Here is a 25902-nt window from a genome sequence, read left to right as displayed (position 1 = left end):
GATACACCCGATGTCTTGATGTTCCGTCAGGTTGGAGAGCTCCGATGACCTCGCAGCCGGAGAAGCACCCGCCGGTCCGCCGCAGATCCGTGCTCGGCACCGCACTCGGCGGTGCGGCGGTGGCGGCACTGCCCGCAACCGCCCACGCCGGAGAGCCGGTCCAGTCCGTAGAGCCGGTTCAGCCGGCCGAGTCGGGACAGCCGGCGGGCGCCGGGCGTCCCTGGCGGCTGCGCGACACCATGACCACCGACGGCTCGTGGCAGCGCTTCCTGCGCGGCCAGGACTTGGTGTGGAGCAGGCTGCCGGCCCTGTGGCACGAGGGGCCGTTCCTCGGGGACGGGCTGCTCGGCAGCATGGTCTACCAGGAGCCCGGCGCCAACAGCATCCGCTTCACCGTGCAGCACGGCCGTGTCCAGGACCATCGGCCCGAGTTCGGCAGCGGCTGGGGCACATGCCGGCTGCCGGTCGGGCACCTGACGCTCGATCCGGTCGGCACCATCACCGCCGTCGACTGGCGCCTGAGCCTGTACGACGCCGAGCTGACGGGCACCGTCACGACGTCCGCCGGAACGCTCACCCTCTCCGCCCTCGTCCACGACGAGGTCCTGGCCGCCCGCGTCACGGCCTCCGGCGGCGAGCGGGTCGTGTGGACCTTCCACCCCGAGGAGGCGATCAGTCCCCGGAAGATCCAGGAGGCCCCGCCCTCCGGCTACACCGCCAACCCGGCCTGGACCACCCGCACCACCCCCGACGGCACCGAGCAGGTCCTCCAGCCCCTGACCGGCGGCGGCCAGACCGCCACCGCGTACCGGCGCACCGGCGACGACCTCCTGCTCAGCGTCGGACACAGCTTCCCCTCCGGCGCGGCCGGCGAGGCCGACTCGCTGCGCCATCTGCGCCGGGCCTCCTCGTGCGGAGTGCTCCGGCGCCGGCACACCGGCTGGTGGCACGCGTTCTACCGGAAGAGCTTCGTGTCGTTCCCCGACCAGCGGCTCCAGAGTTTCCACTGGATCCAGCTCTACAAGGCCGCCTCCGCGAGCCGCGCGGGCGGTCCCGTGATGGCCACTTCCGGCCCCTGGCTGGAGCCCACCCCGTGGCCCGCGGTGTGGTGGAACCTCAACGTCCAGCTGGAGTACTGGCTCATCCAGGGCTTCAACCACCCGGAACTCGACTCGCTCGCCACCACACTGCGGCAGAACCAGGAGCAGCTCGCCGCGAACGTGCCCGCCGCCTACCGCGCGGACAGCTCCGGCATCGGCCGCAGCTCCGACATGTTCGCGAACCGGGAGGTGGGGCAGCCGGGCACCGGCGCCGAGACCGGCGACCTCACCTGGGCACTGCACAACGTGTGGCTGTCGTACCGGCACTCCATGGACACGTCCCTGCTGCGCGACACGATCTACCCGGTGCTGCGCCGTGCGATCAGCTACTACCTGCACTTCCTCACACCGGGCAGCGACGGCAGGCTGCACCTGCCGAGCACCCTCTCCCCCGAATACCCCGTCGTGCCGCCGCAGGACACCAACTACGACCTGGCCCTGATCCGCTGGGGCTGTCAGACCCTGATCGACTCGGCCCGACTGCTCGGCGTCAAGGACGAGTTGATCCCGCGCTGGCAAGAGGTGCTCACGCGGCTCACGCCGTACCCGGTCGACGACAACGGCTTCATGATCGGCGCCGGCACCCCGTACGCCCAGTCCCACCGGCACTACTCGCACCTGCTGATGGTGGACCCGCTCCACCTCGTCAACTGGGACCAGCCCGAGAACCGTGACCTGATCACCAAGTCCGTGGTGCGCTGGCATGCGCTGACCGGTGCCCACCGCGGCTACAGCTACACCGGTGCCGCCTCGATGTACGCGACGACCGGCGACGGCGACACCGCGATCGCGTATCTGCGGAAGTTCTTCGACCCCACCACCCGCTACCCCTGCCGGGCCAACACGCACTACACCGAGGCGGGTCCGGTCATCGAGACGCCGCTGTCCGCCTCGCAGTCCCTGCACGACATGTTCTGCCAGAGCTGGGGCGGCACGGTCCGTGTCTTCCCGGCGGTTCCGTCCGCCTGGGCGGACGTGACCCTGCACAACTTCCGTACGCAGGGCGCCTTCCTGGTCAGCGCCGTCCGCACAGCCGGGGTCACCCGGTTCATCCGGGTCCGGAGCCTGGCGGGCGAGCCGCTGCGGCTCCGGCACGGCCTGAGCGGGACCGTCACCGCGGTGCTGCAGGACGGCACCCCGGCCCCCACCCGGGACCTCGGCGACGGCACCCTCGCCATCGACCTGCCCAAGGACCACGAGGTGCTCGTCCACTCCGGCTCCCGACCCGACCTCGTCATCGCACCCGTCGCCGTCAGCGAGCCGGGTGCGGCGTGGGGCCTGCCGTAGCCCCTGCCACCCGAGGGGGCCCGGCCGGTCATGTGTGACCCGTCGCCGAGGCGGCGCACACACACCCCGCACGGATATCCCCGGACGACACCTCCGCATTCGACCTGCCGCCGCACACGAGCGCGTGGCTCGGCGGCCACCGGGCCGAGAACGAGGGCCCGTTCGGCCCGTCGGGCCGCTCGCGACACCCTGGCGGGCCACGGCACCGGCGACCTGGACCGTCACGGGATCCACCGTCACCGGCGGCCTCGCGCCCGATGCCACCGCCCTGCCCAGGCATTTCACCGACCCGAGCGAGGACTCCGACCCCAGGCGAGCGCGTAGCCGTCTAGCCGTCTAGCTGTCTAGCCGTCCGAGGGCTACTGCCCTCAGTTCGTCCAGCGACTCCCGGGTCAGTTCCGCCAAGGAGCACATCTCACCCGCCGCGATCCAGCGTTCGAAGGCGACCTTGAAGACGGCGACGCCCGCCTCGGCGGCCAGGCTCGCGGTCGGCTCGGCCACTCCACGGCGCCGCAACGTGTCCGCGAGGGCGGCCGACAGGGAGGCGAGCTTGATCAGCTCGCGCTCGTGGAGCTCGGCGTTCCCCATGATCACCGCCTGCCGTCGGCACGCGAACTCGCGCCGGTCGGTGAACAACTCGGCCGTGGCGTACAGCCCCCGCGCCACCGCGTCGAGCGGAGCTGCGGACCCCGGGGCGTCCGCGACGGCGGTCACGAACAGGTTCTCCAGTTCGACGGCGCCGGCGAACAGCACCTCGCGCTTGTCGGCGTAGTGCCGGAAGAACGTCCGCTCCGTGAGCCCGGCCCGCTTGGCGATCTCCGCCACGGTGGTCTGCTCGTACCCGCGCTCGCCGTACAGCTCCAGTGCTGCCTTCGCAAGGCGTCCGCGCGCGTCCGGCTCCCATCTACCCATGGGCCGCATCCTACGTGATGACAGTGCCTGACATCGGGTGTACCGTCTATGACAGTCACTGACATCGACTCTTTGGGGCTTCCCATGCGCATCTTCGTGACCGGCGCCTCCGGCTGGATCGGATCCGCCGTCGTTCCCGAACTTCTCGACGCCGGACACCAGGTCGTCGGCCTCGCCCGCTCCGACGCCTCCGCCGCCGCGCTCGTCGAGGCCGGGGCCGAGGTCGTCCGCGGCACCGTCGACGACCTCGACGTCCTGCGGGAGGCGGCCGCCGCCTCCGACGGGGTGATCCACCTCGCCTTCAAGCACGACATCGCCTTCTCCGGCGGCTTCCAGGACGCCGCCGAGGCCGACCGCCGCGCCGTCGACACCTTCGCCGAGGCCCTCGCCGGCACCGACCGCCCCTTCGTCCTCGCCTCCGGCGTGGCCGGTCTCAAGCCGGGCGTGACGGCGACCGAGCAGGACATGCCGACGCTCGACGGCTCGCCGATGTCGGTCCGCGCGGCGACCTCCCTGGCGACGCTCGACCTCGCCTCACGCGGCATCCGCTCGTCCGTGGTGCGGCTGTCTCCGACCTGCCACGGCGACGGGGACAACGGATTCATGGCGTTCCTGGTCGCCCTCGCCCGCGAGAAGGGCGTCTCCGGCTACGTCGGCGACGGCGCCAACCGCTGGCCGGCCGTCCACCGCCTCGACGCCGCCCGGCTGTTCCGCCTCGCGGTCGAGAAGGCGCCCGCCCGCTCGGTCCTGCACGGTGCGGCCGAGGAGGGTGTCGCCATCCGCGACGTCGCCGAGGTGATCGGCCGCCACCTCGACGTGCCGGTGACCTCCGTGGACCCGAAGGACGCGCCCGCGCACTTCGGCTGGCTCAGTGGCTTCATCGGACACGACGCCCCGACGTCCAGCGTCCTCACCCGTGAGCTGCTGGGCTGGGAACCGACCCGCCCCGGCCTCCTCGACGACCTCGACCAGGGCCACTACTTCACCACCCCGGCCACCTCCGAGTGACCAGCCGCCCACCCCGCTGACCAGGCTCTCCCCCGGGCCCAGATCCTCACCTTCTGCCGTGAAGCGACCCGGGGGAGGCACGCAGACGGGGTTCCGGCTGCTCGGATCGGCAGCTGTGATCACCGAGCACGGTGATGTGCTGCCGGGACCGGCCAAGCGCCCCAACCTGCTGGCCATGCCGCTCCTTCGAGGAACCGGTCGCCCTTTCCCGCGCCCAGCGCCAACCCGCCGACGCCGTACGGATGTTGCGGGACGCCCTGGCCTGCCAACAGGGGCCCGCGCTGACCGGCGCCGTGCGCAGTCGGCCACTGGACGCCGCGGCCGGCGGCGTGGAGGACCTGCGCCTGGCCTCGGTGGAGGCCCTGGCCGAGGCGTACGGCCGGCCCGGCGAGCACGCCAAGGCCGCCGCCGTACTGCGCACGGAGGCCGTCGCACACCCCCTGCGCGAGTCCCCGGCCGCCGCGCTGATGCTGCCCCTCGGCCGGTCCGGACGCCAGTCCGACGCGATCGCTGGTACTACCGCACCCGGCGGCTGCTCGCCGAGGAACTCGGCGTGGACCCCGGCGCGACGCTCACGAAGGCGTACGCCACGCTGCTGCGCGCCGCCGAGCCCGCCCCACCCCGTCCGCGCAGGCACCGGGTCCCGAACTGCGGCTCAGCCGGTTAGCGGGCGGTGGCCCGGGAACGGCTGGGGTGCGGTGAGGTCGAGCAGGCCGATGTAGGTGTCGAGGCGCGTGGCCGCGCGGAGCATGGCGAGGCCCTGTGCGGTGAGTTTGCGTTGCCAGTCCTCCAGGGAGGCGGCCAGCGCGTCCGTGCCGCCCGCGGTCCGGATCTGCCGGACCACCGTGGCGATGTGGTCCAGGAGATGGCCGCCGCGGCGGAGCAGATGTGCCAGCTCGGCGTCGCGGATGTCGGCGGCGTCGAAGACGCGGTATCCGGTGGCCGGGTCACGGGCGGGGTTGAGGATGCCGGCCTCTTCCCAGCTGCGCACGGTCGCCGGAGTGACCCCGAGCCGATGCGCGAGCTCGCCGACGGTCCGGGTGCCGTGCGCCGGTGCGGGTGCCGGGGCGGTGCCGGACCCCGCCGTCAAGTGGTCCATGGCCGTGCGCACCGCGTCGAGGGTGTCCCGGTCACGCAGCAACCGGCTGTGCCCGCGGTCGATGACCGCCAGCGCCTCGTCGAGCGCGTCCCGGTGGAGCGCGTTCATGATCTGCCCGCCGGCCGCGTGGCCGTACGCCGGGACGAGCGCGAGGAAGGCGCGGAGCGCGGCGGCGTGCAGCTCGGTGTAGACGCGGTAGCCGCTCGGTGTGCGCTGCGCGGGAGGGAGGTACCCGTCGCGCTCGTAGTTGCGGACCGCCTGGGTAGAGATGCCGTGCTCGCGGGCTAGATCAGTGGGTCGCAATGTCTTCACCGGTTGAGACTTTACGGGAGGATCAGGAGAGGGATCACGTGAGGATGCGCGGGATATCGCGGCAAAGACTACGCCGATATTCGCCAAAAGTCTCAACCGTTCTTTCAAGGATACGCTTGAGGCTCATGACCCAGGACATCCGAGACTTCGTCACCCCGTCGTGCGACCTGCTGGCGCTGGGTGAGCCCACCCACCAGGAGCCCGCCTTCGGCAGGGTGCGCAACGAGCTGTTCGCCCAGCTGGTCGGGCGCGGCTTCCGGTCCGTGGCCCTCGAGACCGACCGCGTGGCCGCGCTCACCGTGAACGACTACGTCCAGGGGGGAGCCGGCAGCCTGGACACCGTGATGAACGACGGTTTCTCGCACGGTTGGGGAGCGTTGGCCCCGAACAGGCAGCTGGTCAGCTGGATGCGGGACCACAACCGGAACCGGCCGCCGGAGGAACGGCTGGTCTTCCACGGCTTCGACACTCCGTCGGAGACCTACAGCGCGCCCAGCCCGCGCCCGTACCTGGAACACGCCCGCGACTACCTGGACTTCGACGTCGACCTCACCGGCCTCGCCGGGGACGACGACCGGTGGAGCCGCGCGGAGGCGGTCCTGGACCCGGCCATGTCGCCCGGGGCCACGACGGAGGCCGAGAGGCTGCGACGCGTCGCGGACGACATGTTCGGCTCGCTCCGCACCCGCGCCCCCGAACTGATCGACGCCACCTCGCGCGAGCGGTGGATCCGGGCGAGGACCCATCTGACGGCCGGCCTCGGTCTGCTGCGCTACCACCGGCAGTCCGCGATCCAACCCGTCGACTCCAACCCCCGCCTCACCGCGCTGCTGGCCACCCGGGACGCCCTGATGGCCCAGAACCTGCTGGACATCCGGGACATCGAGGCCGCGCGGGGCGCCACCCTGGTGTTCGCGAGCAACCTCCATCTGCAGCGCAACCAGGCCGGCTGGCACCTGGGCGACGTGGGCGCGGACTGGTGGGGCGCCGGCGCGACCGTGGCGCGTCTGCTCGGCGACCGGTACCGCTTCGTCGCGGGCAGCCTCGGCCGCAGCGACGCCCTCGGCCTGGGCGACCCTGTGCCGGACACCTACGAGGCCGTCCTCCAGGCCCGATTCCCCGACTGGGGCCTGACCGCGCCCGATACGCTCAGCACCGCCCGAACCCGCACCCGCACCGACACCGCCCCGCGGCAGGGCTACTTCCCTCTCGACCGGGCGACCCTCGACGCGGCCGACGCGATCCTGCACATCGGTGACGGCTCGGCCGCCGCACAGCCGTGACGCCCGACCGGGCCCGTACTGTGGGCCCATGACCAGCGAGACTGATCTGCGCAGCCTGCTCGGCGGCATGCGCCCGGAGCTGAATCCGGGCCGCTATGTCTTCACCATGGCGGAGGGCGATGTGCCCTCCGGGGTCACCCCGGTGGTGACGGTCGCCGAGCAGGAGGGCCTCACCCTCGTGGTGCCGCAGGCCGAGGCGGACGCGGCGGGGATGGCGTACGACGACGTGGCCGGGTGGATCACCCTGCGCGTGCACTCCGCGCTGGGCGCGATCGGCCTGACCGCGGCCGTCTCCCGCGCCCTGGCCGACGCGAACCTGAGCTGCAACGTCGTCTCCGCCTTCCACCACGATCACCTTTTCGTGCCGTACGAGCACGCCGAGCGGGTGGTCGAGGTGCTGCGGCGCCTGGCACACGAAACCTCCTGAGGGGCAAGGCCGTTCGCGAGGGCCTCAGCGCAGTCCGAGGCAGGGCAGCCAGGTCCGTGGCGCGCCGTGTGCCGCGGTGAGGAGGGCACACAGCGCGCCGGACGCCCCGCCGAGGAGTCCTCTGCTCTCCTGTCCGAGGGCGCTCAGCTCGGGCAGGCGCGCCAGCAGCCGGGCGAGCAGCCGCGCTTTCAGCTCGGCCGCCGCGGGCAGGTGTGCGTGGTGGTCGAAGGCGTCGGCCACGGCCAGCACACCCGCCGCGCCGTGGCAGAGCGCCAGGACGTCGGCCGGGCGGTCGCCGAAGAGGTGGAAGGTCTCGTCGTAGCGTTCGGCGAGCGTGGTGAAGGCCTCGGCGGCCCAGGCGGCCGAGGCCGGATCGCCGAGCGCGTCCGCCGCGTCCCACAGGGCCCAGGACACCCCCGGTGTTCCGTAGCACCAGGCCTGGCGGGCGCGCGCTCCGGTGGGCGGTGGGCCGTCGAGTCCGGCACCGTCCCAGGTGCGGACGGAGCGGGCGTCGACGAAGGACTGCCGGGTCAGCCAGCGGGTCGCACGGCGCAACGCACGGGTCGGTCCGGGGCGCGGGCCCAGGTGGCGGACGGCGGCGGTGAGCGCGGCGACGACCCCGGCCGCGCCGTGCCCCATGCCGGTGTTGACGCGTCCGTCCAGCCAGCCGAGCCGCGGATGTCCGGCGTAGCCCGCCGTACGCAGACGCGGCAGTTCGTCGGCGTCGCACAGTGCCGCCACATGGTCGGCGAACGGTTCGAGCCCGGCCGGCTCCGGCTCGGTGCCGACGCACAGCGCGAGCAGGATGCCGGACGGGCCGATGATCACGTCGTAGTCGGGGAAGGAGACCTGCTCACGGCGCCAGCCACGCGCCGGCGCGATGCGGACCAGTTGGTCGCGCAACCGGTCGGCGGCGACGTGCAGTCGAGGGTGCAGCCGGGCTCCCGTGCGCAGTCCCACCAGTGTTCCGGCCAGCCCGCCGTCGTACAGCCCGCAATGGCCCGGCCCCTGCCCGGCGGTACGGGCCCACACGGCCACCGCCCGGCTCGCCGTCCCGGCACTCCCCGGCCCGCCGACATCGTGCAGCAGGGCGGCCAGCACCGGGATTCCGGGATCGGACGGATGCCCGGCAGGCGCGACCCGGTCGCCCGCTCCGGCGGACCAGGTGTCCAGGAGCCGGCCGGCGAGTGCGGTGACGGCGGTGCCGGTCTGCCCGGTGGGCGCGGCGGGGTGCGGACCTGACGGCATGGCATCTCCTCGGGAGCCTGGGCCGGCGCCCCGCCCGGGCGGGGTCGGAGGGGGCCGGGCGGGGCGCCGGTACTGCGGTCTCGTGCCACGAGCGATCACGGCATGAGACCATCTCGGTCAGGCCTCGGGGCACCCTTGCCGCGCCCTGAGGCCGTCATGGCCGGTGTGCTGCCGGGCCGTCAGCAGATGAAGCCGCTACAGACCACCACGGTGTCGCAGACGACGACCGTGCACACGCCGCTGCAGCCGCCGGAGTCGGCCTGCGCCGACGGCACTGATGTCTCGGTGATCCGGGCGTCCAGGTCACCGATGAGGGCGTCGAGGTCGGTGAGTTCCATGGTCGGGAGCATTGCTGTCCTCCTTCAAGGACGGGTTGGATGTGGGGCCGCCCCGGAGAAGGCCCGACCGCGTGGGGCGGGCGCTCCGGGGGGCGTGTGGGGCGCTGCTCAGTGCGGCGGCGGCGAGCTCGGCGAGGTCTTCGGCGTCTTGGTCGCAGGGAAGTCTCAGCAGCAGTTGGGCGGCCACGGCGGCACCCGCGTGCAGCGGATCGCGCAGCAGCAGCCGGCCGGGGGCGGGGAGCATCTCCTCGACCAGGAGTTCCGGGCCGGGCTGGTGGGCGCGGATCCGCTCCAGCAGGTGCAGGGCGGTCAGCGCCGCGAAGTCCACGGGCACCGGTTTCGCCCGGCACGCACCCCGCACGAAGGCGAAGCGGGGCAGTCCGGCGCCGTGCCGCAGGGCGGCCAGCGTGCGCGCCTTGGCCAGGTCGCTGTCGCCGGGCCGCCACAGCCGGGCCCGCGGCACCCGCCACAGGGCGGGGCTGACGACCAGTTCCCCGCCGACGGTCACCCGGGGCAGGTGTGCGGTGCCGGGAAACGCCTCGGCCGGACCGTCCAGCCGGATCACGCGCGAGGCGGCGGGGTGACCGGCGGCCGTCAGCAGCCGTACCAGGACGTCGTACGGCGGCAGGGGCGAGCGGGTGGCGTGATGGACGGGCAGGATGCGCCGCCCGTCGGCCTCGGCGATCACCTGCGGGCCGAGCCGGCGGAGCGTGATGCGGTCCAGCGGCAGATAGCGTGCGGCCGAACCGGCCGGCCCCTGGTAGGGCGCCGGGTCGGGATCGCCGGTCCACCGGTCGGTGACGACGGGTCGCCGTACGGCGTTGGCAGCGCGCTCCGCGAGCGGGGGCACCAGGAGTTCGACGAAGCGCGCACCCGTCAGCCGTTCCACGCCGGTGAGAAAGGCCCGGTAGCCGTCCGGGCCGTCGTAGCTGCCGTACAGGGTGTGCAGGGCGGCGGCGAACCGGGCGTCCAGGATGCCCGCGGGCGAGGCCGTCTCCAGTACCGCGACCGGTCCGGGGCCGGGCAGGGGACGCAACAGGCAGTCCAGGGGCCAGGCCGGCAGCGCGGTCCGGGCCGGTGGTGCGTCGAGGGCGTCCAGCAGGGTGTCGTCCAGGTCGACCTGTTCCTCGCCGGTGTGGGCGGCCAGGTGGGCCAGCAGCCGGGCGTAGCCGGAACCGGCGGTTCGGGCGGGGTGCCAGCCGGCGTACCGGTGCGCGGTCCGGGGCGGGGACGGTGGGGCGGCGCCGTCCGGGAGGGTGCGGGCGAGGATCTCGCCGAGGGGGCGCGGCCGTTCGTCGAGCGCCGCCGTCTCGGGGAGCCGGACTCGCTCCCGCGGTGCCGGGAGCCGGTCCGCGTCGCGCAGCCAGGCCACGCGGGCGGCGATCGCCAGCCCCCGCTGCACCCGCTCCGCGGCCTTTCGGGGCACGGCGGCCGAGACGGTGCGGTACGAGTCGATGAACCAGGTCTCGGCGTCACCGGCGCGCGCACCTGATGCGGGGCCGGCGTCCCTTGTGGGCCGGGCCGGCGGGCTGTGCTCCCCCGGCTCGGGCGCCTGTGCCGGCGCGGACGGGGATACGGTGGGCGGGCCGTCGTCGGCCGGTACGGCGCCGGGGGCGGGCGGTCGGACCTGGTGCGGGTCGGCCCGGGCCGGCACGGGGCGCGGCAGGGTGTCGTGCGCGCGCACCGTCTCCGGGGACACCCATTCCGTGCTGCGGCGGCGTGGGGCCGCGCAGACCTGGAGGACGCCGAGTTCGACCAGGTGGGCGAGGAAGCCGCGCAGCACGGCCGGGCCCGGGTCGGCCGCCCGGATCGCCGCGGTACCGAGGAGCGCCGTCTCGATGTCCCCTAACTCCCTTGGCCCGTCGGCGAATTGGCGGAGCACGGCGTCCAGCGGCCGGGTGCGCCGGAGTACGACCTGCCGCATCCTGTCGCGCCCGCCCGGGTCGATCACCCAGCAGCGCAGCACCCCCGTGCCGGTGTCCGCGCCGTCGCCCGGCGGGTCGAGGAAGTGCAGTGGTGCGGGGGCGAGGAAGGTCGCGGGGTCGGCCGCCCTGAGGTCCAGGCCGCCGAGCCGGCCGCGCAGCAGGTGCACGTTCTCCACGGCTTCGGCGGCCAGCGCGCCGAGCGCCGTGCCGGGCGGAATCAGCGGCGTCGCCCCGCCGTCGCCGGTCCCGGCGTCCCCGGTCGTCGGGGCGACCGGCAGCGGGACGACCTGGCCGACCCATCCGCGCGGAGTCGTCTTCGCGGCCGCCCGCCCGAGGGCCCGCCACAGATACGCCCCGCGTTTGCGCAGCCGCTGCCCGTGCCACGACTCGCCCTCGGCCAGCCGCCGGACGACGTCCGCGCACACGCCGGGCGCCGCTTCGTCGAGGAACGCCCGCATGACCGGAGCGGCACACACCAGGGACCAGCCCAGCTCCCCGACCCGTGCGCGCTCGGCCGCGACCGCCCGCTCCAGCTCGCGCAGATCCTCGTCCGCCGACGCGGCGTCGCGGCACAGCCGGACGGCCTCCTCCGCGAGGTCGCCGGCGACGGCCAGGCCCTCCAGGAGCCGGCAGTCCGCCGGCCGAGGGGCGGCGCCGGAGTGCAGTCGGCGGCGCAGGGCCAGTACCGCGCGCCGGTCGGCGGCGGTCAGCTCGGGACGGGGTACGACGGTGTCGCCCAGCTCTGCGGCCAGTGCGCGGGCGCGCCCGGCGCGCCGTTCGCCGTCGCGGGCGTGCTCGGTGAGCCGGGCGAACAGGTCCGGGCTGCCCGCCGCCGCCCAGGCCGCCAACGGCATCCCGGCCACTCTGAGCAGCGCCGTGCCGCCCGGCATCGGGGTGTCGCCCATCTCAGCGCCTCCCGTCGTCGGCGAGGGCGTGGGTCAGCAGGCTCTGCCGGGCGAGGGACAGCCGTCCGCGGTTCCAGTGGAAGATCACGTAGTAGGCCGCGGCACGGCGTGGGCCGACGACGGCGCCGCCCGACTCGAAGTACCCCGTGCGCCATCGCTCGGCACCCCGGCGCAGGGCCTCCGCATGCGCCTCGACGGCCGCCCGTCGTGCGGCGGGCAACGGAGCGAGCAGCGTACGGGGACCGGCCTGCCATGCGTCGCGGATGCCGGCGGCGGCCCGCTGGGCGTCCTCGTCCAGGCCGGTGCCCAGCCTGCGCCCGGTGTCGTCGCGCACCACCTCCCACACCCCTCGGTGCTCCCAGCCGACGATGCCGAGCCCGTCGAGGAGTTCGGCCAGCAGCGCCAGGGACAACCGCCAGTCCGCGAGCTCCCCTGTGCCGTCGCCGGTGTGGTGGTCGAGCCAGGCGAGGGAGTCCGCCGTGAACAGCTCGTGCACGAGCCGCATCGACGGCGGGCCGCCGAACAGGTACGTCTCCGGCTCGTACACCGCGCAGACCGGTGCCGCGGTCTGCCCGTAGAGCCCCTCGAAGCGGCGTAACAACTCCGTGCGCAGCAGGCCGTGTTCCGGTTCGCGGGCCTCGAACCGGACACGCAGACCGGGCGGCTTGTGCATGAAGAAGAAGGAGCGCACCGTGCCCGAGGCGATGAGGTCACGGGCCGTGTCCGCGACGCAGCGGTACGTCGGCCGCCAGGCCGCGCGGCCGGGTGCGAGATTGACCTGGACCCAGCCCGTCTCGGGTACGGCAGCGCGGAGCGCGGACAGACCGGCCGTCAGAAACGTGCGGCGGGCCGCCGCGTAGGCAGGACCGTCGCCGATGTCAGGCACGGTACCCAGGGAAATGCCGCGTGCGTCCCGGAGACAATCGGCCAGCAAGTTCTCGACCTCCACTGTGCTCCTTCCCTCTGGCGACCGATGAGGGGCCGAGGTGAATATCCGCTCCCGCCCTTGGAATTCCGCAATGGCGCCCGCCTGAAAAACAGACGGCAATTCTTCATATGATCAATGGGGTTGCGCCTGGTGCACGAAAAGCGCGCGATGTGCCACGGGCGCACTCCGCGCGCCTATGCGGAGGGGCACGGCCGAGTTATCCACAGGGCTGTCGTGCGAGACGCCATGTCGTGCATGATCGGCTTCTGCGCTGATCTGTGCGGCACAAGGCCGAGACAACGGGTGGGGTCGGTATGCGACGTCGATGGGTAAGAGTCCTGGCGATCACGGTCGTCGTACTGGCCGTGCTGCTCACGGTCGCCGACCGGGTGTCCGTGCACTACGCGGACAAGGAGGCCGCGCGCCTCGTCAAGCAGAAGTACGGCTACGCCAACTCCACCGACAGCCACGTGGACGTCTCCATCGAGGGCTTCCCGTTCCTGACGCAGGTGCTCGGCCAGAACTTCGGCCATGTCAGACTCACGGCCGGGCAGTTCACCGTCGACACTACGAGCAACGCCCAGGGCGGCTACCTGCACGTGAAGGAGTTCGATCTCGACCTGCGCGGTGTGACGGTGACATCGCTGACAGCCCGCAGCGCCGAGGCGAACCTCGCCACCGGCACCCTGAAGCTCTCCTACGACGAACTCTCCGGCGTGGTGACGAGGTTGGCGGGCAGCGGCGGCCCCCTGCGCGTCTCCCAGGCCCCCGGCTCGGCGGAGCAGGCGGCGAAGGTCAGGATCACGGGCACAGCCGGCGGACAGCACGTGGACGGCACGGGCACGCTGCTCGCCCAGGGCAACGAGCTCACCCTGACCATTCCTGGTGTCCAGCGGCCGGCACCCGTCTGGCGGGTCGACCTCCCGGAAGGCGTCGGCTTCACCGCGGCCCGCGCGACCGCGGACGGCGTCGACATCAGCATGGTCGGCCACCAGGTGACGCTGGGCAGATCACGCTTCGAGAGATGAGTGTGCCGCTGCCGTCATGACCCGCGAGGCGGAGCCGGTCGAGGTGCGGCGGCGGGTGCGGGTGCTCGCACCATGGTTTTGAAGGGGGACTGCCGATCCGGGCCCGGCACAGGTGAACCCGCCCGTCCGTCGGCGCCGGGCGGACGGAGGGGCGGGCAGGGTGCGAGGGTGTGGCCTCACCCTCCGAGGAGTTCGGCCGCCTGGGCGGTTCCCTCGACGCGGGCGCGGATCTTGGCGAAGGCCGTCTCGCGCGATGTCGACGTGTCATCGGCGAAGGGGGCGAAGCCGGCGTCGTCGCAGGTGCCCAGCTGGTCGACGGGGATGTACCTGGCGGCCCGAAGCACCCGGTCGCGGACTTCTTCGGGGGTCTCGACGCGCGGGTCGATCGGATCGGTCACGCCGACGAAGGCCCGGACTCCGGGACGGAGTTGGTCGGCGATGACCCGCAGCACGCGGTCGGGGTCGGCCTCGCCGGCCATCTGGAGGTAGAAGTTGCCCGCCGTGAGCCGGAGGAACCGGGGCAGCAGCTCGGCGTAGTCGACATCGAGGCTGTGCGTGGAGTCCTGGTCAGCGCCGGGCCCGCAGTAGACGCCGATCCGGGCCTGCTCGCTCTCGGTGAAGCGGGCCAGCACCTGGTTGTTCAGCTCGACGAGATCGTTCAGCACTCCTCCACTGGGGTCCAGCTTGAGGGTGAGACGGGCCTCGTCGAAGTCGAGCTGGACGACATGCGCGCCCGCGTCGAGACACGCGCGGATCTCCGCCTCCGACTCTCCCATCAGCTGATGGAGGAACTCCTCGCGCGGGAATCCAGAGATCCCGCTCGGCGGATAGAACAGGCTCAGCACGGACGGCGCGACGACGGCCTGCTTCACCGGAGTGTTCGTGTACTGCCGGGCGACCCGCAGGTACTGCTCGGCGGACACCTTGTACCGGAAGGGACCCGCGGTCAGCACGGGCAGCTGCCGCTGGTGACCGTCGGCGAAGGGGATCACCACACCCTCGGGAGACAGGCCGGGCGTGCCCGCGACGGGGTACGTGACGAAGTCGGGCTTGGACTGCTCGCCGTCGGTGACCACCGGCGAACCGGCCTTCTCCAGCCGCTCGATCGTGTCGCGGACGGCCCGCTCCTGAACCAGCCTGAAAGTACCCTCGTCCGTCCGCCCGGCCTGGTGGTCGGCCATGGCGGTGAGCAGTTCGGGAGAACGGGGGAGGCTGCCGATGGGTTCGGTAGGAATGTTCACGGCGGCAGCCTAGGAACCGCATCCGCCCGGACCCGGTCCGAACACCCCCGCGCCCGCCCAGGTCCACCCGCTCAGGGCATGGCCGCCCCTCCGGCTTGACCTCGGACGACAGCCGGAGGACACCTCGCGGTCTCGCCGCTTGACCTTGCCCCCGGGGGCAAGGTTTAGCGTGGAGCGAGGTGAGCGGCATGAAGATCAGTGAACTGGCGCGCCGGTCAGGCGTGACGACGAAGGCAGTGCGGTACTACGAATCGCTGGGGTTGGTCACGCCCGGGCGTCTCGCCAACGGCTACCGGGACTACGACGAGGACGACGTGCGCCTCGTGCGGGAGATCAGGGCGCTGCACCGGCTGGGAATCCCCGTCGAGCGCACCCGGCCGTTCCTGGAGTGCCTGGCGGCCGGGCGTGCGTACGCCGACGACTGCCCCGCCTCGCTGGCCGCCTACCGCGAGGCGATCGACGAGCTGACCGAGCGCATCGAGGCACTCGCCGCGCGCCGTACGACGCTGATCGCCAACCTGAACGCCGCCGCCCACCGCGGCAGCACCGTCGTACCCTCCGAGGCGAGCGGCACCGGGGGCGAGGACTATCTGACGCTCCCGGCGGACCTGCCCGTCCCCGAGGACGACGGCGCCGCGGACCACCTGCGCGGGACGGCGGCGCCCGGGGCGGCCCTGTGCGACACGGCGGGCAGGACGATCCGTCTGGACGCACTCGGCCCTCGCCGTACGGTCGTCTATGTCTATCCGCTCACCGGCCGCCCCGGCACCGATCTGCCGGAGGGCTGGAACTCCATTCCCGGAGCCCGCGGTTGCACGCCCGAGACATGCGGCTTCCGCGATCACTTCCAGGACCTCCTGGAAGCCGGCGCCGGCCGGGTGTACGGGCTGTCCAGCCAGGACGGCGCGTACCAGAACGAGGTCGTGGAGCGCCTCGGGCTGCCCTTCGACATGCTGTCCGACCCCTCTTTCGGGCTGGCCGACACCCTCGGCCTGCCCACGTTCGAGGCGGACGGTACGCGGCTGTTCAAGCGGCTCACGCTCGTCATCCGCGACGGTGTGATCGAGCACGCCTTCTATCCGGTCTTCCCTCCGAACGAACACGCCGAGCAGGTCCTGACCTGGCTGCGCGACAACCCGCTGTAGGACACCGGCCACCGCCTCCTCGCCAGCCAGCGCCCCGACCCCACTCCAACCCGACCGAGAGGCCCGCCCGTGTACGTGCCCAAGCCCTTCATGCCCGAGGACGCCGACGTCCGCGATCTGCTGACCGGCCTCGGCGCCTGCGACCTGGTCACCATGACCCCGCAGGGCCTCCAGGCCACCCTGCTGCCCTTCGAGCACGACCGGGACACCGGTGAACTCGGTTCGCTGATCGGTCACATGGCGCGGGCCAACGGCCACTGGCGCGAGCCGGTGCAGGGGGAGGCCATGGTAATAGTCCACGGGCCGCAGGCCTATGTCTCGCCCACCTGGTACGCGACGAAGGCCGAGCATCATCGGGTGGTCCCCACCTGGAACTATGTCGTCGCCCACGTGTACGGGCAGTTGGTCGTGCACGACGACCCGGCGTGGGTCGAGGCGCAGATGCGCCGCCTCACCGACCGGCACGAGGCCGGTTCTGCCGAGCCCTGGTCCCTCGACCAGGCTCCGGCGAAGTACGTCGAGGGGCGGTTGCGCGCGGTCATCGGCGTCGAAGTGGTCATCAGCCGGATCGAGGCCAAGGCCAAGCTCAGCCAGAACCAGCCCGAGCAGAACGTCGAGGGCGTCATAGCCGGGCTGGAGGCGCGCGGTCGGGGCGATGACATGGCGGTCGCCGCCGCGGTGCGCGCACACCGCCGACACGCTGCCACCTCCTGAGGCCGCGGCGGTACCGGGCAGGGCTTCAGTGGCCGACGGCCACCGAACCCTGCACCGGCTGCGACTGCGGCTGTGGCTGCGGCTGCGGCTGCGGCTGCGGCCGACGGATCATGAACACGTCCACCGGATCCTCGGACTCGACCGTGAAGCCGTGGCGCGCGTAGAGCTTCAGGGCCCGGCTGCCCCGCAGCACGTTCAGCCGGACGGGAGTACCGTCGCGGTCGCAGCGCTCCAGCAGCATGCTCAGCACGGCCGAGCCGATGCCTCTGCCCTGGAGGGCCGGGTCCAGGTAGAAGTGCTCCAGCCAATGGGCGTCGGCGGCCGGCCGCAGCGCCACGCAGCCGGCCAGGGCGCCGGCCGCCTCCACCACCCATGTGTGCGCCGGAGTGAACCCGTCACGCAGCCGCTGCCGCACGCGCCGCTCGTCGTAGCGCCCGAGGCGCTCCAGGTCCGCCCTCAGCACCACGGCCCGCAGCTCGGCCACCGCCTCGACGTCCGCCGCCGACGCCTGCCGTATCTCCCAGTCAGCCACGAGCGCGATGCTACCGACCGCCCAGGAACGTCAGTACGGCCGAGCGGAACCGGTCCGGGTCGTCCAGCCACGGGAAGTGTCCGGCTCCGGGCTGGACGACGAGTTCGGCGTGCGGGAACAGCGCGGCGAACTCGGCCACCACGGGCGGCGGGGCACCGGGGTCGACCTCCCCGGCGATGAGCAGCACGGATGCCGCGCAGCGGGCGAGTGCCGCGCGGGTGGTGTCCGGGTCGAAGGCACCCTCGGCACCGAAGGCCGCAAGGATCCCCCGGTCGAGCTGTTCGTTCTCCGCGACCCTGTGCGCCCGGGCCGCCTCGTCCCAGCGGCCGTACGAAAAGGGGGCAATGGCCTGGAAGTTCTCGGCCGTGGCCGCGCCCGCTGCGATGGCCTCCAGGGCCGCGAAGGCCGCCGGGAACCAGGGTTCGTCCCGACGGGATCGCACGGTCTCGCGCCGCAGCCCGTCACTGATCGGCAGGCCGACGGCACGGACGCTCGGGGTGACGAGGGCGAGACGGCCGATGCGTCCGGAGTGGCGGCCCAGGTACTGCACGGCGATGTTCGCGCCGGCGCTGTGCGCGAGCAGGTCCATGCGCTCCAGGCCCAGGTGCGTGCGCAGGGCCTCCACGTCGGCGACGAGACGGTCGCACCGGCAGGAAGCGAGGTCCCGGGGCGTCGCGGACCGGCCGGTGCCCCGCAGGTCCAGCCGGATCAGCGTGCGGTGCTCGGGCAGTCCGCCCAGGTCACCGAGGTAGGTCGACTGCTGGGGGCCGCCGGGCAGGCACACCACGGGCTCGCCTTCGCCGCGGACATGGTAGGCCAGCTCGGTGCCGTCGTACGAGGTGAAGGATCCCATGGCTGACATGGTGCGGACCACCGCGCGCACCGGCAATCGGATATGCCGTGCCGTGACCCTGCCCACCGCATTTCCCGGGCGGGAAATGACTGAACACATGAACGGCCGTCGCAGCACATCTTGTTGACGCGCGGAACATCGGGTTCACTCGGTGCAACGCATATGTTTCACTCAGCAGAAAACAGGCTGACCCACCCGTATCATCCATGTGTTGTGCGCACCCAAGCGCAAATCACGCTCCCCGCCTGCCGTCATCGGCCGGGCGGGGCGGCACATCACCGTCGGACACGGAGGAACAGATGTCTGAGAACACCTCACCCGTCACCGAGTTGACCTCGCAATACGTCAGCCAGGTGTCCAACGACCTCGACAACAACGTCAAGGAGCAGGACCGCATCGCCACGGAAATCTCCGCTCTACAGAGTCAGTTGACGGCTCTTCAGCACGATCACGGCGTTCTGGTGAGCATGCAGCAGGCGCTCGGTGTCACCGCCCCGGCCGGCGTGCCTGCCGGCACCGACGGTGCCGTGGTGCCCGCCCCGCGCAAGACGCCCACCTCCGCACCTGCCACGCCCGCCGCACCCGTCGTGGACAGGACGCCGAAGAAGGCGAGCGTCGCGGAGCCCGAGTCCACGAAGCCGGCAGCCAAGAAGCCCGCGGCGAAGAAGTCCACCGCGAAGGCCTCCCCGGCGAAGGCATCTGCGCCGAAGGCGACGCCGACGAAGACGTCCGCGGCGAAGCAGGCGGTCCCCCAGACCGCTCAGCCCACGCTCGTCGAGCTGGTCCGGCGCCACCTGACGGACCAGACGGAGCCCCGCTCCGCGGCGGAGGTCACCGAAGCCCTCGGCAAGGCGCATCCCGACCGGGAGATCCAGACCAAGGTCATCCGCACCACCCTGGAGAACCTGGTCGCCCGCAACAGCGCCCAGCGCAGCAAGCAGGGCACGTCCGTCTTCTACACCGCCGCCCGCGCCGCGGAGTCCGCGCCGGCGGACAAGGCCGAGGCCAAGCCGGAGACCACCGAATAGGTCATGGCCACACCTCTGCCGTGCCGAGCGTGCCGACCGGGCGCCGAGGGCACGTCTCCACCGCTCGGGGCCGGTCATGGCCGCCACCGGCACGCCCGCCCACCGCACGACGGCAGGCCCGGCCCGAGCCCTGGCCGCGACCGAGACATGACGTGTACGCACCCACGGCCGCAACCCGGACGTGGACACGAACCAGGATGCTGACACGCGCCGGAACATGGACGCGGAAGGAAGCACAGGCGCGGGCATGAGCGTGGGCGCGGGCATCAGCGTGGGCAGGGGAACGAGCGTGGGGGCGCTCGGCCTCGGCCCGCCCCAGCCAGGGTGTCCTCGGTCTGCGCGGGCTGCGTGGCGACGGCTACGACCAGATCGGCGGCGGAGGGCAGGTCGTCGATGAGGTCGGTCGCCTCGCCGCCTCGGTGCGGCAACGGGGGACCTCACCGGCCGCGACAGCGGCCTCGTACGCCCTCACACGCCCACGCCCGCGCGGCCTCGGGTCGTCGGCGAGTTCGGGCACGCGGCCGCCCGGCCGCACCATCAGCCCCGGCAGGGACGGCCCGGCCACGCGAGCCGGGCGGGGAACGGCCCGGCGGGAGGACGCACCGGCCCGCTCCCCGGAGCGCAGCGCGTGCGGAGCCGGGCGATCCGTGCACTGTGGAGGTACGGGCGGCACGCCCACGGCCCATCGCCCTGCGCGAGGTGGATGCTCGGTGGTGTTCCCTGCCTCCGCAGGACACGAGGGCACGTGCCGTACGACCGACGGATACTCCGCCCCCCGGTGCACGCGAGGAGATGCGATGTCCGATGCCGTTGCGCCGGTTCGGCCGGTCCAGCCGGCCCTGGAACCCGCGGCCGCGGAGTTCGCGAAGGCGACGGCCGATCCGCCGTACCTGTTCGAGTGGCCGCCGCGGAAGGCCGTAAGCGCCGGAGCCGAGGGCACCGGTTGGTGCGCGAGCCGGCCGTCGAGGCGGATGCCGCGGTCGCCTTCCCCACGTACGACCTCTCGCCCGAGGCCCACTACCCGGTGACCCAGCAGGTGCTGTTCTACCCGGTCACCGACGCGTCCTTCGACACGCCGTTCTACGGCCAGTTCGCCACGGGTTACTGCCCGGCGCCGCGACGCCATGCGGCGGTTCGGGGACCAGTACACGGCCGACGCGGACGAGCGCTCCCGGATCACCGCCTCGCCGCTGCGCGCCACCGCCGAGGAGCTGTCGGGACTGCCCCCGGCGCTGGTCGTCACCGCCGAGGCGGACGTGCTGCGTGACGAGGGCGAGGCCTACGCCAACAGGCTGCGTGCGGCGAGGGGGTACCGGTCACGGCGGTCCGGTTCCAGGGCATCGTCCACGACTTCGTGATGCTCGACGCCCTCCGCGGCACCCACGCGGCACGCGCGGCCATCGACCTGGCGACCCGCACCCTGCGCTCCGCCCTGCACACCGCCTGAGACGGCCGGTGCGGCACTGTGCCGGCGGCGGTCCGCTCCCCCAGAAACCGCCGCCGGCCGTTTGGAGCCGGTTGCCTCGTCACCGCTGCGGCAAGGCGAACTCGGCAGTGGCACCGTGTCCGTTGAGGCCGATGCCGAATTCAGGGAATTCGATTCCCCGGTGGTTTACCCTCACCCGTCCACATTAACGGTCGCCGCCATGAAGAAATGATTCCTCGACCACATTTCATACTGGACGACTATTCCCCTCGCCGCGCTCGCACCTGGCCGGTGCCCGGCGGCGCTCACTCGTGGGGTGGAGACCTTTTCCACCCTCGATCCACCCGTGGGTGCGTGCGTCGGGCATGCCGGGTGGGCGATCGTGGACGGTGACATCGCCAAAGGTGAGGAGCGTGCGGGATGGCTCTCCCCAGTGACTTCGCCCTGCTGGGCATCGTGTGCTGGATCGGGTACGAGGTGCTGCTGCGCCGCCGGGAGTTCGCGGCTGCGGGTACGTGGCAGGCCGACGACCGCGACCGGGGTTCGACCCGGCTGCTGATCGTCTGCTTCGTGGCCACGGGTGTGATCAACACGGTGTTCAACAGCACGGCGACGGCCCAACTGCCCATACCGGTGCGCTGGTTCGGTATAGCGGTCCTGGCCGGAGGGCTGGCCCTGCGGGCCTGGGGCATGCGCACGCTGTCCCAGTACTACACCCGCACCCTGCGCACGGTCGACGGTCAACGGCTGGTCCAGGAGGGCCCGTACCGGCTCATACGCCACCCCGGGTACTGCGGCAGCCTGCTGGTGTGGATCGGCTACTCGCTGGGCCTCGGCAGCTGGGCGGCGACCCTGATCGTGGCAGCGCTGCTGACGACGGCCTACCTGTGGCGCATCAGTACGGAGGAACGGCTGCTGACAGCGGCCTTCGGCCCGGCGTACGCGGACTATCGCGAGAGGACGAAGCGTCTGGTGCCCTATGTCTTCTGACCGTTCCGAGTCCGCGGGTCGCCCACCGCCAGGGTGTGTGTCCTCGCCCCGCCAGGTCGAGGTCCGTTCACCGCCAGCGTGCCCCGCGCCGCACCCGTGCAATGGACACATGACTTCACAAGCACCCCTGAACGGCAAGAAGGTACTCGTCACCGGCGGCAGCCGGGGCATCGGCGCGGCGGCGGCACGGCGACTGGCGCGGGAGGGCGCGGACGTGGCCGTGACCTATGTCCACGGGAAAGAGGCGGCTGAGGAGGTGGTACGGGCCGTCGAGGCACACGGGCAGCGGGCGGTCGCGCTGCGCGCGGATGCCGCGGACGCGCAGGAGGCGGCGGGAGCGGTACACCGTGCGGCGGAGGCGCTCGGAGGTCTGGACGTACTGGTGAACAACGCGGCCCTCGGGCTGATGCAGCCACTGGAGGACATGTCGCTCGACGCCGTGGACCGGCTCATCGCCGTCAACATCCGCGGGGTGTTCCTCGCCTCCCAGGCCGCTGCCGCGCTCATGGCGCCCGGCGGGCGGATCATCACCGTCGGCAGCTGTATCACCGCGCGCGTGCCCGGCCCCGGGGCCACCCTGTACGCGATGAGCAAGTCGGCCGTCGTGGGGCTGACGAAGGCGCTGGCCCGGGAGCTGAGCGGGCGCGGGATCACCGCACACGTCGTCCACCCGGGTCCGATCGACACCGACATGAACCCCGCCGACGGTCCCTCCGCGTCCGGCCAGGCGGCCATGACCGCACTCGGCCGCTACGGCACGGCCGAAGAGGTGGCGTCCGCGATCGCCTACCTCGCACGACCGGAGGCGATGTACATGACGGGCACGGAGCTGTCCGTGGACGGCGGCTACGCGGCATGAGCGGGTGGGGCGCGCCGGGCACGGATGCCGCAGCCACCGGCCGACGTCTCAGGCGGGCTCGGGCTGTGCCTTGCCGCGCCGGCTGGGAGCAGGCCGAACCCCGCCCCCAGCGAGACGAGGCCCATGCCCACCGCGGCCATGACTCCCTGTGCGCCGTCCACCGCTACCGCGCAGAACGCGGCGACGGCGCCGTTGAAGAGGAAGAGGAACCACAGCACCGGCCGTGCGGAGTCTCTGTCTCTTCGTCACGGTGCTGCTGATCACGGCCGTCGGCACGGTGGCGATGGTCGGGGCCTGGCTGCTGCCCGAGACGGTGCTGCTGGTCCGGCGCATCGCCGGGGCCGAGCGCGCCATGACGACGGCGTGGACGGGCCGGGAGATCCCCGAGGCCTACCCGCCTCTCACCGGCCCGGTACGCCTGCGGCTGCGCACCGCTGTGCGCGACCCCGGTACGCGCACCGATCTGCGCTGGATGACCGCCTCGTACGGCTATGGCGCGCTCGTCCTGCCGCTGTGGCCGGTCGGCCTCGTCGTCGACGGGGTGCGGTGCGGCCTGCTGCGCCGTGCCCCAGTGGTGCTCCCGCTGATCACCCGGCTCGCCGATCTGGAGGCCCGCTGGTCACAGGCCCTGCTGCGGCCCGCACCGCAGGCGCTGCTGGCCGCTCGCGTGGAGCGGCTCGCCGCCACCCGAGCCGATGCGATCACCGCCCACGAGGCGGAACTGCGCCGCATCGAGCGCGATCTGCACGACGGCGCCCAGGCACGTCTGGTGTCGCTCTCGATGCGGCTCGGGCTCGCCCTGCGCGCCTACGACCGGGATCCCGGGGCCGCCCGCGCACTCCTGGTCGACGCCCACGGCCACGCGCAGGAGGCGCTGACCGAGCTGCGCCAGGTCGTGCGGGGCATCCATCCGCCGATCCTCACCGACCGCGGTCTCGTCGGAGCCGTGCGGGCGCTCGCGGGGAGCAGCGCGCTCGACGTGGCCGTGAGTGTCACGGGCGGGCTGGAGGAAGGGCCGCGGCCCCCGGCGGCGATCGAGGCCGCCGCGTACTTCGCCGTGGCCGAGGCGCTGACCAACGCGGTCAGGCACGGGGGTGGCCGGCGGGCGGACGTACGGCTGGAGCGACTGCGCGCCGGGGTGCGGGCGGTGATCAGCGACGACGGTCACGGCGGCGCCGACGAGCAGAGCGGGACGGGACTGCTCGGCGTCCGCCGCCGGGTGGCCGCGCTCGACGGCGAACTGACCGTGTCCAGCCCGCCCCGCGGCCCTACCGTGATCGTGGCGGAGCTTCCCTGCGTCTGGTGACGTGCGCTCCCCCTTCGCCTCGGTGCGGCCCCGGCCCGACGGCCAGGGGCGGTGCACGATCAGTGAGGTCGCCACGTTCACCGGGCTTCGTGCGCACACGCTGCGCCGGTACGAGCAGATCGGGCTGATGCGGCAGGTCGGGCGGGGCTTTCTCACCGGGTCCTTCCCGGACGCGGGCAAGGAGTTGTCCGGCGGGGACTTCCGGCAGGTGATGCACCGGGTGGCACCGGCGTTCTCCAGCAGACGGCTGCGCCTGCGGGTGCCGGGGGGCCAGGTGGCGGGCGAGCGCTACGCCGACATGTCTCTCGCCTCCGTGGCCCGGGAGTCCCAGGAGCCCCATGTCATGCGCGCCCGGCCGTCTCCGTCCCGGACAGCCGGTCCGGGACGGAGCACCGCTTCAGCATGCGCGGGAGGCTGCCCGAGCCGTGGAGTGCCCGTACCTGCTGCGGGGCCGCTGGCGTCGCCGGTCCGGGAGGGGGCTCTTCGGCGTCAGCCGCCGTCGAACAGCCCTGAGGTCCGCACTCCCAGGTGGCGCAGTGCCGCCGCGGCGGCTCCGGCGCCGCACATGCCGTGGGCGCCGGGGCCCGGCGGGGTGGCGGCCGAGCAGAGGAACACCCCGGGCAGGCCGGTGGCGTACGGGTCGAGGGCCGGGCGGGGGCCGAGGAGGAGCTGAGAGGTCGTCTTGGCTCCGGTGATGATGTCGCCGCCGGTGAAGTTGGGGTTGGCGGCGGCGAACCGGGCGGGCCGGACGGCCTGTCGAGCCACGACGCGGTCGCGGACACCGGGGGCGAACCGCTCCAGCTGCCTCAGGATCGCGTCGGTGGCGTCGCCGTCGTAGTCGTACGGGACATGGGCGTAGGTGTACACGGGATGCACGTCACCGACCGAGCGGGTGGGATCGGCCAGGTACTGCTGGGCGACCAGGACGAAGGGCCGCTCGGGCATGCGTCCGGCCACGACGTCCTGGAGCGTCCGCGCCACCTCGGCGAGCGGGCCGCCGAGGTGCACGGTGGTGGCCCGGCGCGCGTGCTCGTTCGTCCAGGGCACGCCGCCCTCGACGGCCAGATCGAGCTTGAAGACGGCGGGCGCGCGAAGGAAGCGGCCGTACGCGGCGCGCGTCCGGGGCGGCAGCCGGTCGCCGTAGAGGGCTGCGGCCTGGCTCGGGTCGAGGTCGAGGAGGGTGACGTCGGCGGGCGGGAGTTGACGGTGGTCGGTGACACGGACCCCGGTGTGGACGGTGCCGCCGTACCGGCGCAGCACACGTTCCATGCTGTAGGCGATGGACTGTGAGCCGCCCTCGGCCACGGCCCAGCCCGCGTCGTGGCCCGCGGTGAGGATGCCGAGCGCGATGGCCGAGGTGAACGGGCGGGACAGCGGGCGCAGGGCGTGGGCCGCGACTCCCGCCCACAGCGCCCGCGCCTGCGGGGTGCGGAAAAGGCGGGCGAGGGCGGTGGCGGGCAGGGTGGTCGGGATGCCGAAGCGGGCGAGCAGCAGCGGGTGCGCGGGCAGGTGCGGCAGCGGGCCCAGGACGTCGTGCGCCAGAACGTTCCAGTGCCGCACCGGGGTGGCGAACAGGGCGCGGTAGCGGTCGCCGTCGGGTCCGAGGAGACGGGCGGTGTCCGGCACCGAGCGCAGCAGGGCCCCGCCGCTGCCGTCGTCCAGCGGGTGGACGCAGTCGACGTCCGCCGTCCGCCAGCGCAGCCCGTGCTGTTCGAGGCCGAGCGCGCGCAGCGCCGGGGAGCCGGCGGCGGTGGGGTGGACGGCCGAGCAGTGGTCGTGGAGGAGGCCGGGCACAAGTGCCTCGGAGCTGCGGGTGCCCCCGCCGATCTCGTCGGCGGCTTCCAGGACGGTCACGGCGAGCCCCGCCCTGGCGAGAAAGGCCGCGGCGGCGAGCCCGTTGGGCCCGGCGCCGACGACGACCGCGGACGTCATGCCGCACCCCCGAGGTGTCCCGTGTCGGAAATCGGTCGTGGAATCGGTCGTGGAATCGGTCGGATATCGGTCGGAT

Annotated in this window: 23 protein-coding genes and 2 pseudogenes; 14 read left to right on the top strand and 11 right to left on the bottom strand. The window is 73.0% G+C overall.

Annotated elements, in window-relative coordinates; genetic code table 11:
• The first annotated feature begins 44 nt into the window (after positions 1-44).
• On the top strand, positions 45-2387 hold the full coding sequence (locus tag AC4OXY_RS43945; protein ID WP_491992520.1) for a glycosyl hydrolase family 95 catalytic domain-containing protein: 2343 nt from the start codon (positions 45-47) through the stop codon (positions 2385-2387).
• Positions 2388-2723: 336 nt separating this feature from the next.
• On the opposite strand, the gene AC4OXY_RS43940 is transcribed toward AC4OXY_RS43945, so the two are convergent.
• On the bottom strand, positions 2724-3299 hold the full coding sequence (locus AC4OXY_RS43940) for a TetR/AcrR family transcriptional regulator (protein WP_356033375.1): 576 nt from the start codon (positions 3297-3299) through the stop codon (positions 2724-2726).
• 84 nt (positions 3300-3383) lie between these two features.
• On the opposite strand from AC4OXY_RS43940, the gene AC4OXY_RS43935 reads away from it, so the two are divergent.
• Together AC4OXY_RS43935 and AC4OXY_RS43930 are read left to right on the top strand one after the other, a co-directional pair.
• A complete protein-coding gene (locus AC4OXY_RS43935) occupies positions 3384-4307 on the top strand; it encodes an SDR family oxidoreductase (RefSeq protein WP_356033372.1) in 924 nt (307 codons plus the stop codon).
• 134 nt (positions 4308-4441) lie between these two features.
• On the top strand, positions 4442-5029 hold the full coding sequence (locus AC4OXY_RS43930; RefSeq protein ID WP_491992519.1) for a BTAD domain-containing putative transcriptional regulator: 588 nt from the start codon (positions 4442-4444) through the stop codon (positions 5027-5029).
• Here AC4OXY_RS43930 and AC4OXY_RS43925 read toward each other — a convergent pair.
• Positions 4963-5718, bottom strand: coding sequence for a TioE family transcriptional regulator (locus tag AC4OXY_RS43925; protein ID WP_356033370.1), 756 nt, complete (start codon positions 5716-5718; stop codon positions 4963-4965). The genes AC4OXY_RS43930 and AC4OXY_RS43925 overlap by 67 nt on opposite strands.
• 125 nt (positions 5719-5843) lie before the next feature.
• Between AC4OXY_RS43925 and AC4OXY_RS43920 the strand changes: the two genes are divergently transcribed.
• Complete coding sequence (locus AC4OXY_RS43920) at positions 5844-7001, top strand: erythromycin esterase family protein (RefSeq protein WP_491992518.1); 1158 nt, start codon at positions 5844-5846, stop codon at positions 6999-7001.
• 28 nt (positions 7002-7029) lie between these two features.
• Positions 7030-7428: an ACT domain-containing protein gene (locus AC4OXY_RS43915; RefSeq protein ID WP_491992517.1), complete on the top strand. Its 399-nt coding sequence runs from the start codon at positions 7030-7032 to the stop codon at positions 7426-7428.
• 24 nt (positions 7429-7452) lie between these two features.
• On the opposite strand, the gene AC4OXY_RS43910 is transcribed toward AC4OXY_RS43915, so the two are convergent.
• The 4 genes from AC4OXY_RS43910 to AC4OXY_RS43895 form a co-directional block, all read right to left on the bottom strand.
• Positions 7453-8676: a lanthionine synthetase LanC family protein gene (locus AC4OXY_RS43910; RefSeq protein ID WP_491992516.1), complete on the bottom strand. Its 1224-nt coding sequence runs from the start codon at positions 8674-8676 to the stop codon at positions 7453-7455.
• A gap of 179 nt (positions 8677-8855) precedes the next feature.
• Positions 8856-9014, bottom strand: a complete 159-nt coding sequence (locus tag AC4OXY_RS43905; RefSeq protein ID WP_356033359.1) for a hypothetical protein — start codon at positions 9012-9014, stop codon at positions 8856-8858.
• Positions 8980-11844, bottom strand: a complete 2865-nt coding sequence (locus AC4OXY_RS43900; RefSeq protein ID WP_491992515.1) for a lantibiotic dehydratase — start codon at positions 11842-11844, stop codon at positions 8980-8982. The genes AC4OXY_RS43905 and AC4OXY_RS43900 overlap by 35 nt, the downstream gene beginning before the upstream one ends.
• Position 11845: 1 nt before the next feature.
• Positions 11846-12730, bottom strand: coding sequence for a thiopeptide-type bacteriocin biosynthesis protein (locus AC4OXY_RS43895; RefSeq protein ID WP_491992514.1), 885 nt, complete (start codon positions 12728-12730; stop codon positions 11846-11848).
• A 356-nt stretch (positions 12731-13086) separates the two neighbouring features.
• Here AC4OXY_RS43895 and AC4OXY_RS43890 point away from each other — a divergent pair, with 356 nt between their 5' ends.
• Positions 13087-13800, top strand: coding sequence for an LmeA family phospholipid-binding protein (locus tag AC4OXY_RS43890; RefSeq protein WP_376291750.1), 714 nt, complete (start codon positions 13087-13089; stop codon positions 13798-13800).
• Between the two features lie 176 nt (positions 13801-13976).
• Here the strand turns inward: AC4OXY_RS43890 and AC4OXY_RS43885 are convergent, their stop codons facing one another.
• Positions 13977-15041: a cobalamin-independent methionine synthase II family protein gene (locus AC4OXY_RS43885; RefSeq protein ID WP_362817801.1), complete on the bottom strand. Its 1065-nt coding sequence runs from the start codon at positions 15039-15041 to the stop codon at positions 13977-13979.
• 188 nt (positions 15042-15229) lie between these two features.
• On the opposite strand from AC4OXY_RS43885, the gene AC4OXY_RS43880 reads away from it, so the two are divergent.
• Both AC4OXY_RS43880 and AC4OXY_RS43875 read left to right on the top strand, forming a co-directional pair.
• Complete coding sequence (locus AC4OXY_RS43880) at positions 15230-16186, top strand: MerR family transcriptional regulator (protein ID WP_491992513.1); 957 nt, start codon at positions 15230-15232, stop codon at positions 16184-16186.
• 69 nt (positions 16187-16255) lie between these two features.
• Positions 16256-16900 (top strand): FMN-binding negative transcriptional regulator, encoded by a 645-nt coding sequence (locus AC4OXY_RS43875; RefSeq protein ID WP_491992512.1) that lies wholly within the window; start codon positions 16256-16258, stop codon positions 16898-16900.
• Between the two features lie 25 nt (positions 16901-16925).
• Here AC4OXY_RS43875 and AC4OXY_RS43870 read toward each other — a convergent pair whose 3' ends face one another.
• Both AC4OXY_RS43870 and AC4OXY_RS43865 read right to left on the bottom strand, forming a co-directional pair.
• Positions 16926-17432, bottom strand: a complete 507-nt coding sequence (locus AC4OXY_RS43870) for a GNAT family N-acetyltransferase (RefSeq protein ID WP_491992511.1) — start codon at positions 17430-17432, stop codon at positions 16926-16928.
• A gap of 10 nt (positions 17433-17442) precedes the next feature.
• On the bottom strand, positions 17443-18285 hold the full coding sequence (locus AC4OXY_RS43865; protein WP_402065661.1) for an alpha/beta fold hydrolase: 843 nt from the start codon (positions 18283-18285) through the stop codon (positions 17443-17445).
• A gap of 299 nt (positions 18286-18584) precedes the next feature.
• Here AC4OXY_RS43865 and AC4OXY_RS43860 point away from each other — a divergent pair, with 299 nt between their 5' ends.
• The 4 genes and pseudogenes from AC4OXY_RS43860 to AC4OXY_RS43845 all read left to right on the top strand — a co-directional run bounded on the left by AC4OXY_RS43860 (position 18585) and on the right by AC4OXY_RS43845 (position 22588).
• Positions 18585-19313 carry a hypothetical protein gene (locus AC4OXY_RS43860; RefSeq protein WP_362817791.1) on the top strand — a complete coding sequence of 243 codons (729 nt, stop codon included), beginning with the start codon at positions 18585-18587 and terminating at the stop codon, positions 19311-19313.
• Positions 19314-20110: 797 nt separating this feature from the next.
• Positions 20111-20760 (top strand): annotated as a pseudogene (locus AC4OXY_RS43855) (alpha/beta hydrolase fold domain-containing protein).
• 399 nt (positions 20761-21159) lie between these two features.
• Entirely contained in the window at positions 21160-21729 is a 570-nt protein-coding gene (locus tag AC4OXY_RS43850; RefSeq protein ID WP_362817790.1) for a methyltransferase family protein, read from the top strand.
• A gap of 109 nt (positions 21730-21838) precedes the next feature.
• Positions 21839-22588 carry an SDR family NAD(P)-dependent oxidoreductase gene (locus AC4OXY_RS43845; RefSeq protein ID WP_491992510.1) on the top strand — a complete coding sequence of 250 codons (750 nt, stop codon included), beginning with the start codon at positions 21839-21841 and terminating at the stop codon, positions 22586-22588.
• Here AC4OXY_RS43845 and AC4OXY_RS43840 read toward each other — a convergent pair.
• Positions 22576-22806 (bottom strand): hypothetical protein, encoded by a 231-nt coding sequence (locus tag AC4OXY_RS43840; RefSeq protein ID WP_491992509.1) that lies wholly within the window; start codon positions 22804-22806, stop codon positions 22576-22578. The genes AC4OXY_RS43845 and AC4OXY_RS43840 overlap by 13 nt on opposite strands.
• 5 nt (positions 22807-22811) lie before the next feature.
• Here AC4OXY_RS43840 and AC4OXY_RS43835 point away from each other — a divergent pair, with 5 nt between their 5' ends.
• Both AC4OXY_RS43835 and AC4OXY_RS43830 read left to right on the top strand, forming a co-directional pair.
• Entirely contained in the window at positions 22812-23894 is a 1083-nt protein-coding gene (locus tag AC4OXY_RS43835; RefSeq protein ID WP_491992508.1) for a sensor histidine kinase, read from the top strand.
• A 1-nt stretch (position 23895) separates the two neighbouring features.
• Positions 23896-24039 (top strand): annotated as a pseudogene (locus AC4OXY_RS43830) (MerR family DNA-binding transcriptional regulator); the annotation flags it as partial.
• Between the two features lie 344 nt (positions 24040-24383).
• Here AC4OXY_RS43830 and AC4OXY_RS43825 read toward each other — a convergent pair.
• Positions 24384-25826 carry a phytoene desaturase family protein gene (locus tag AC4OXY_RS43825; protein ID WP_467493284.1) on the bottom strand — a complete coding sequence of 481 codons (1443 nt, stop codon included), beginning with the start codon at positions 25824-25826 and terminating at the stop codon, positions 24384-24386.
• Positions 25827-25902 lie beyond the last annotated feature (76 nt).

Source organism: Streptomyces sp. HUAS MG56 (genome assembly GCF_058673395.1).
Note: the sequence above shows the minus strand (reverse complement) of the source record. Positions and strands in the feature narration are given on the sequence as shown.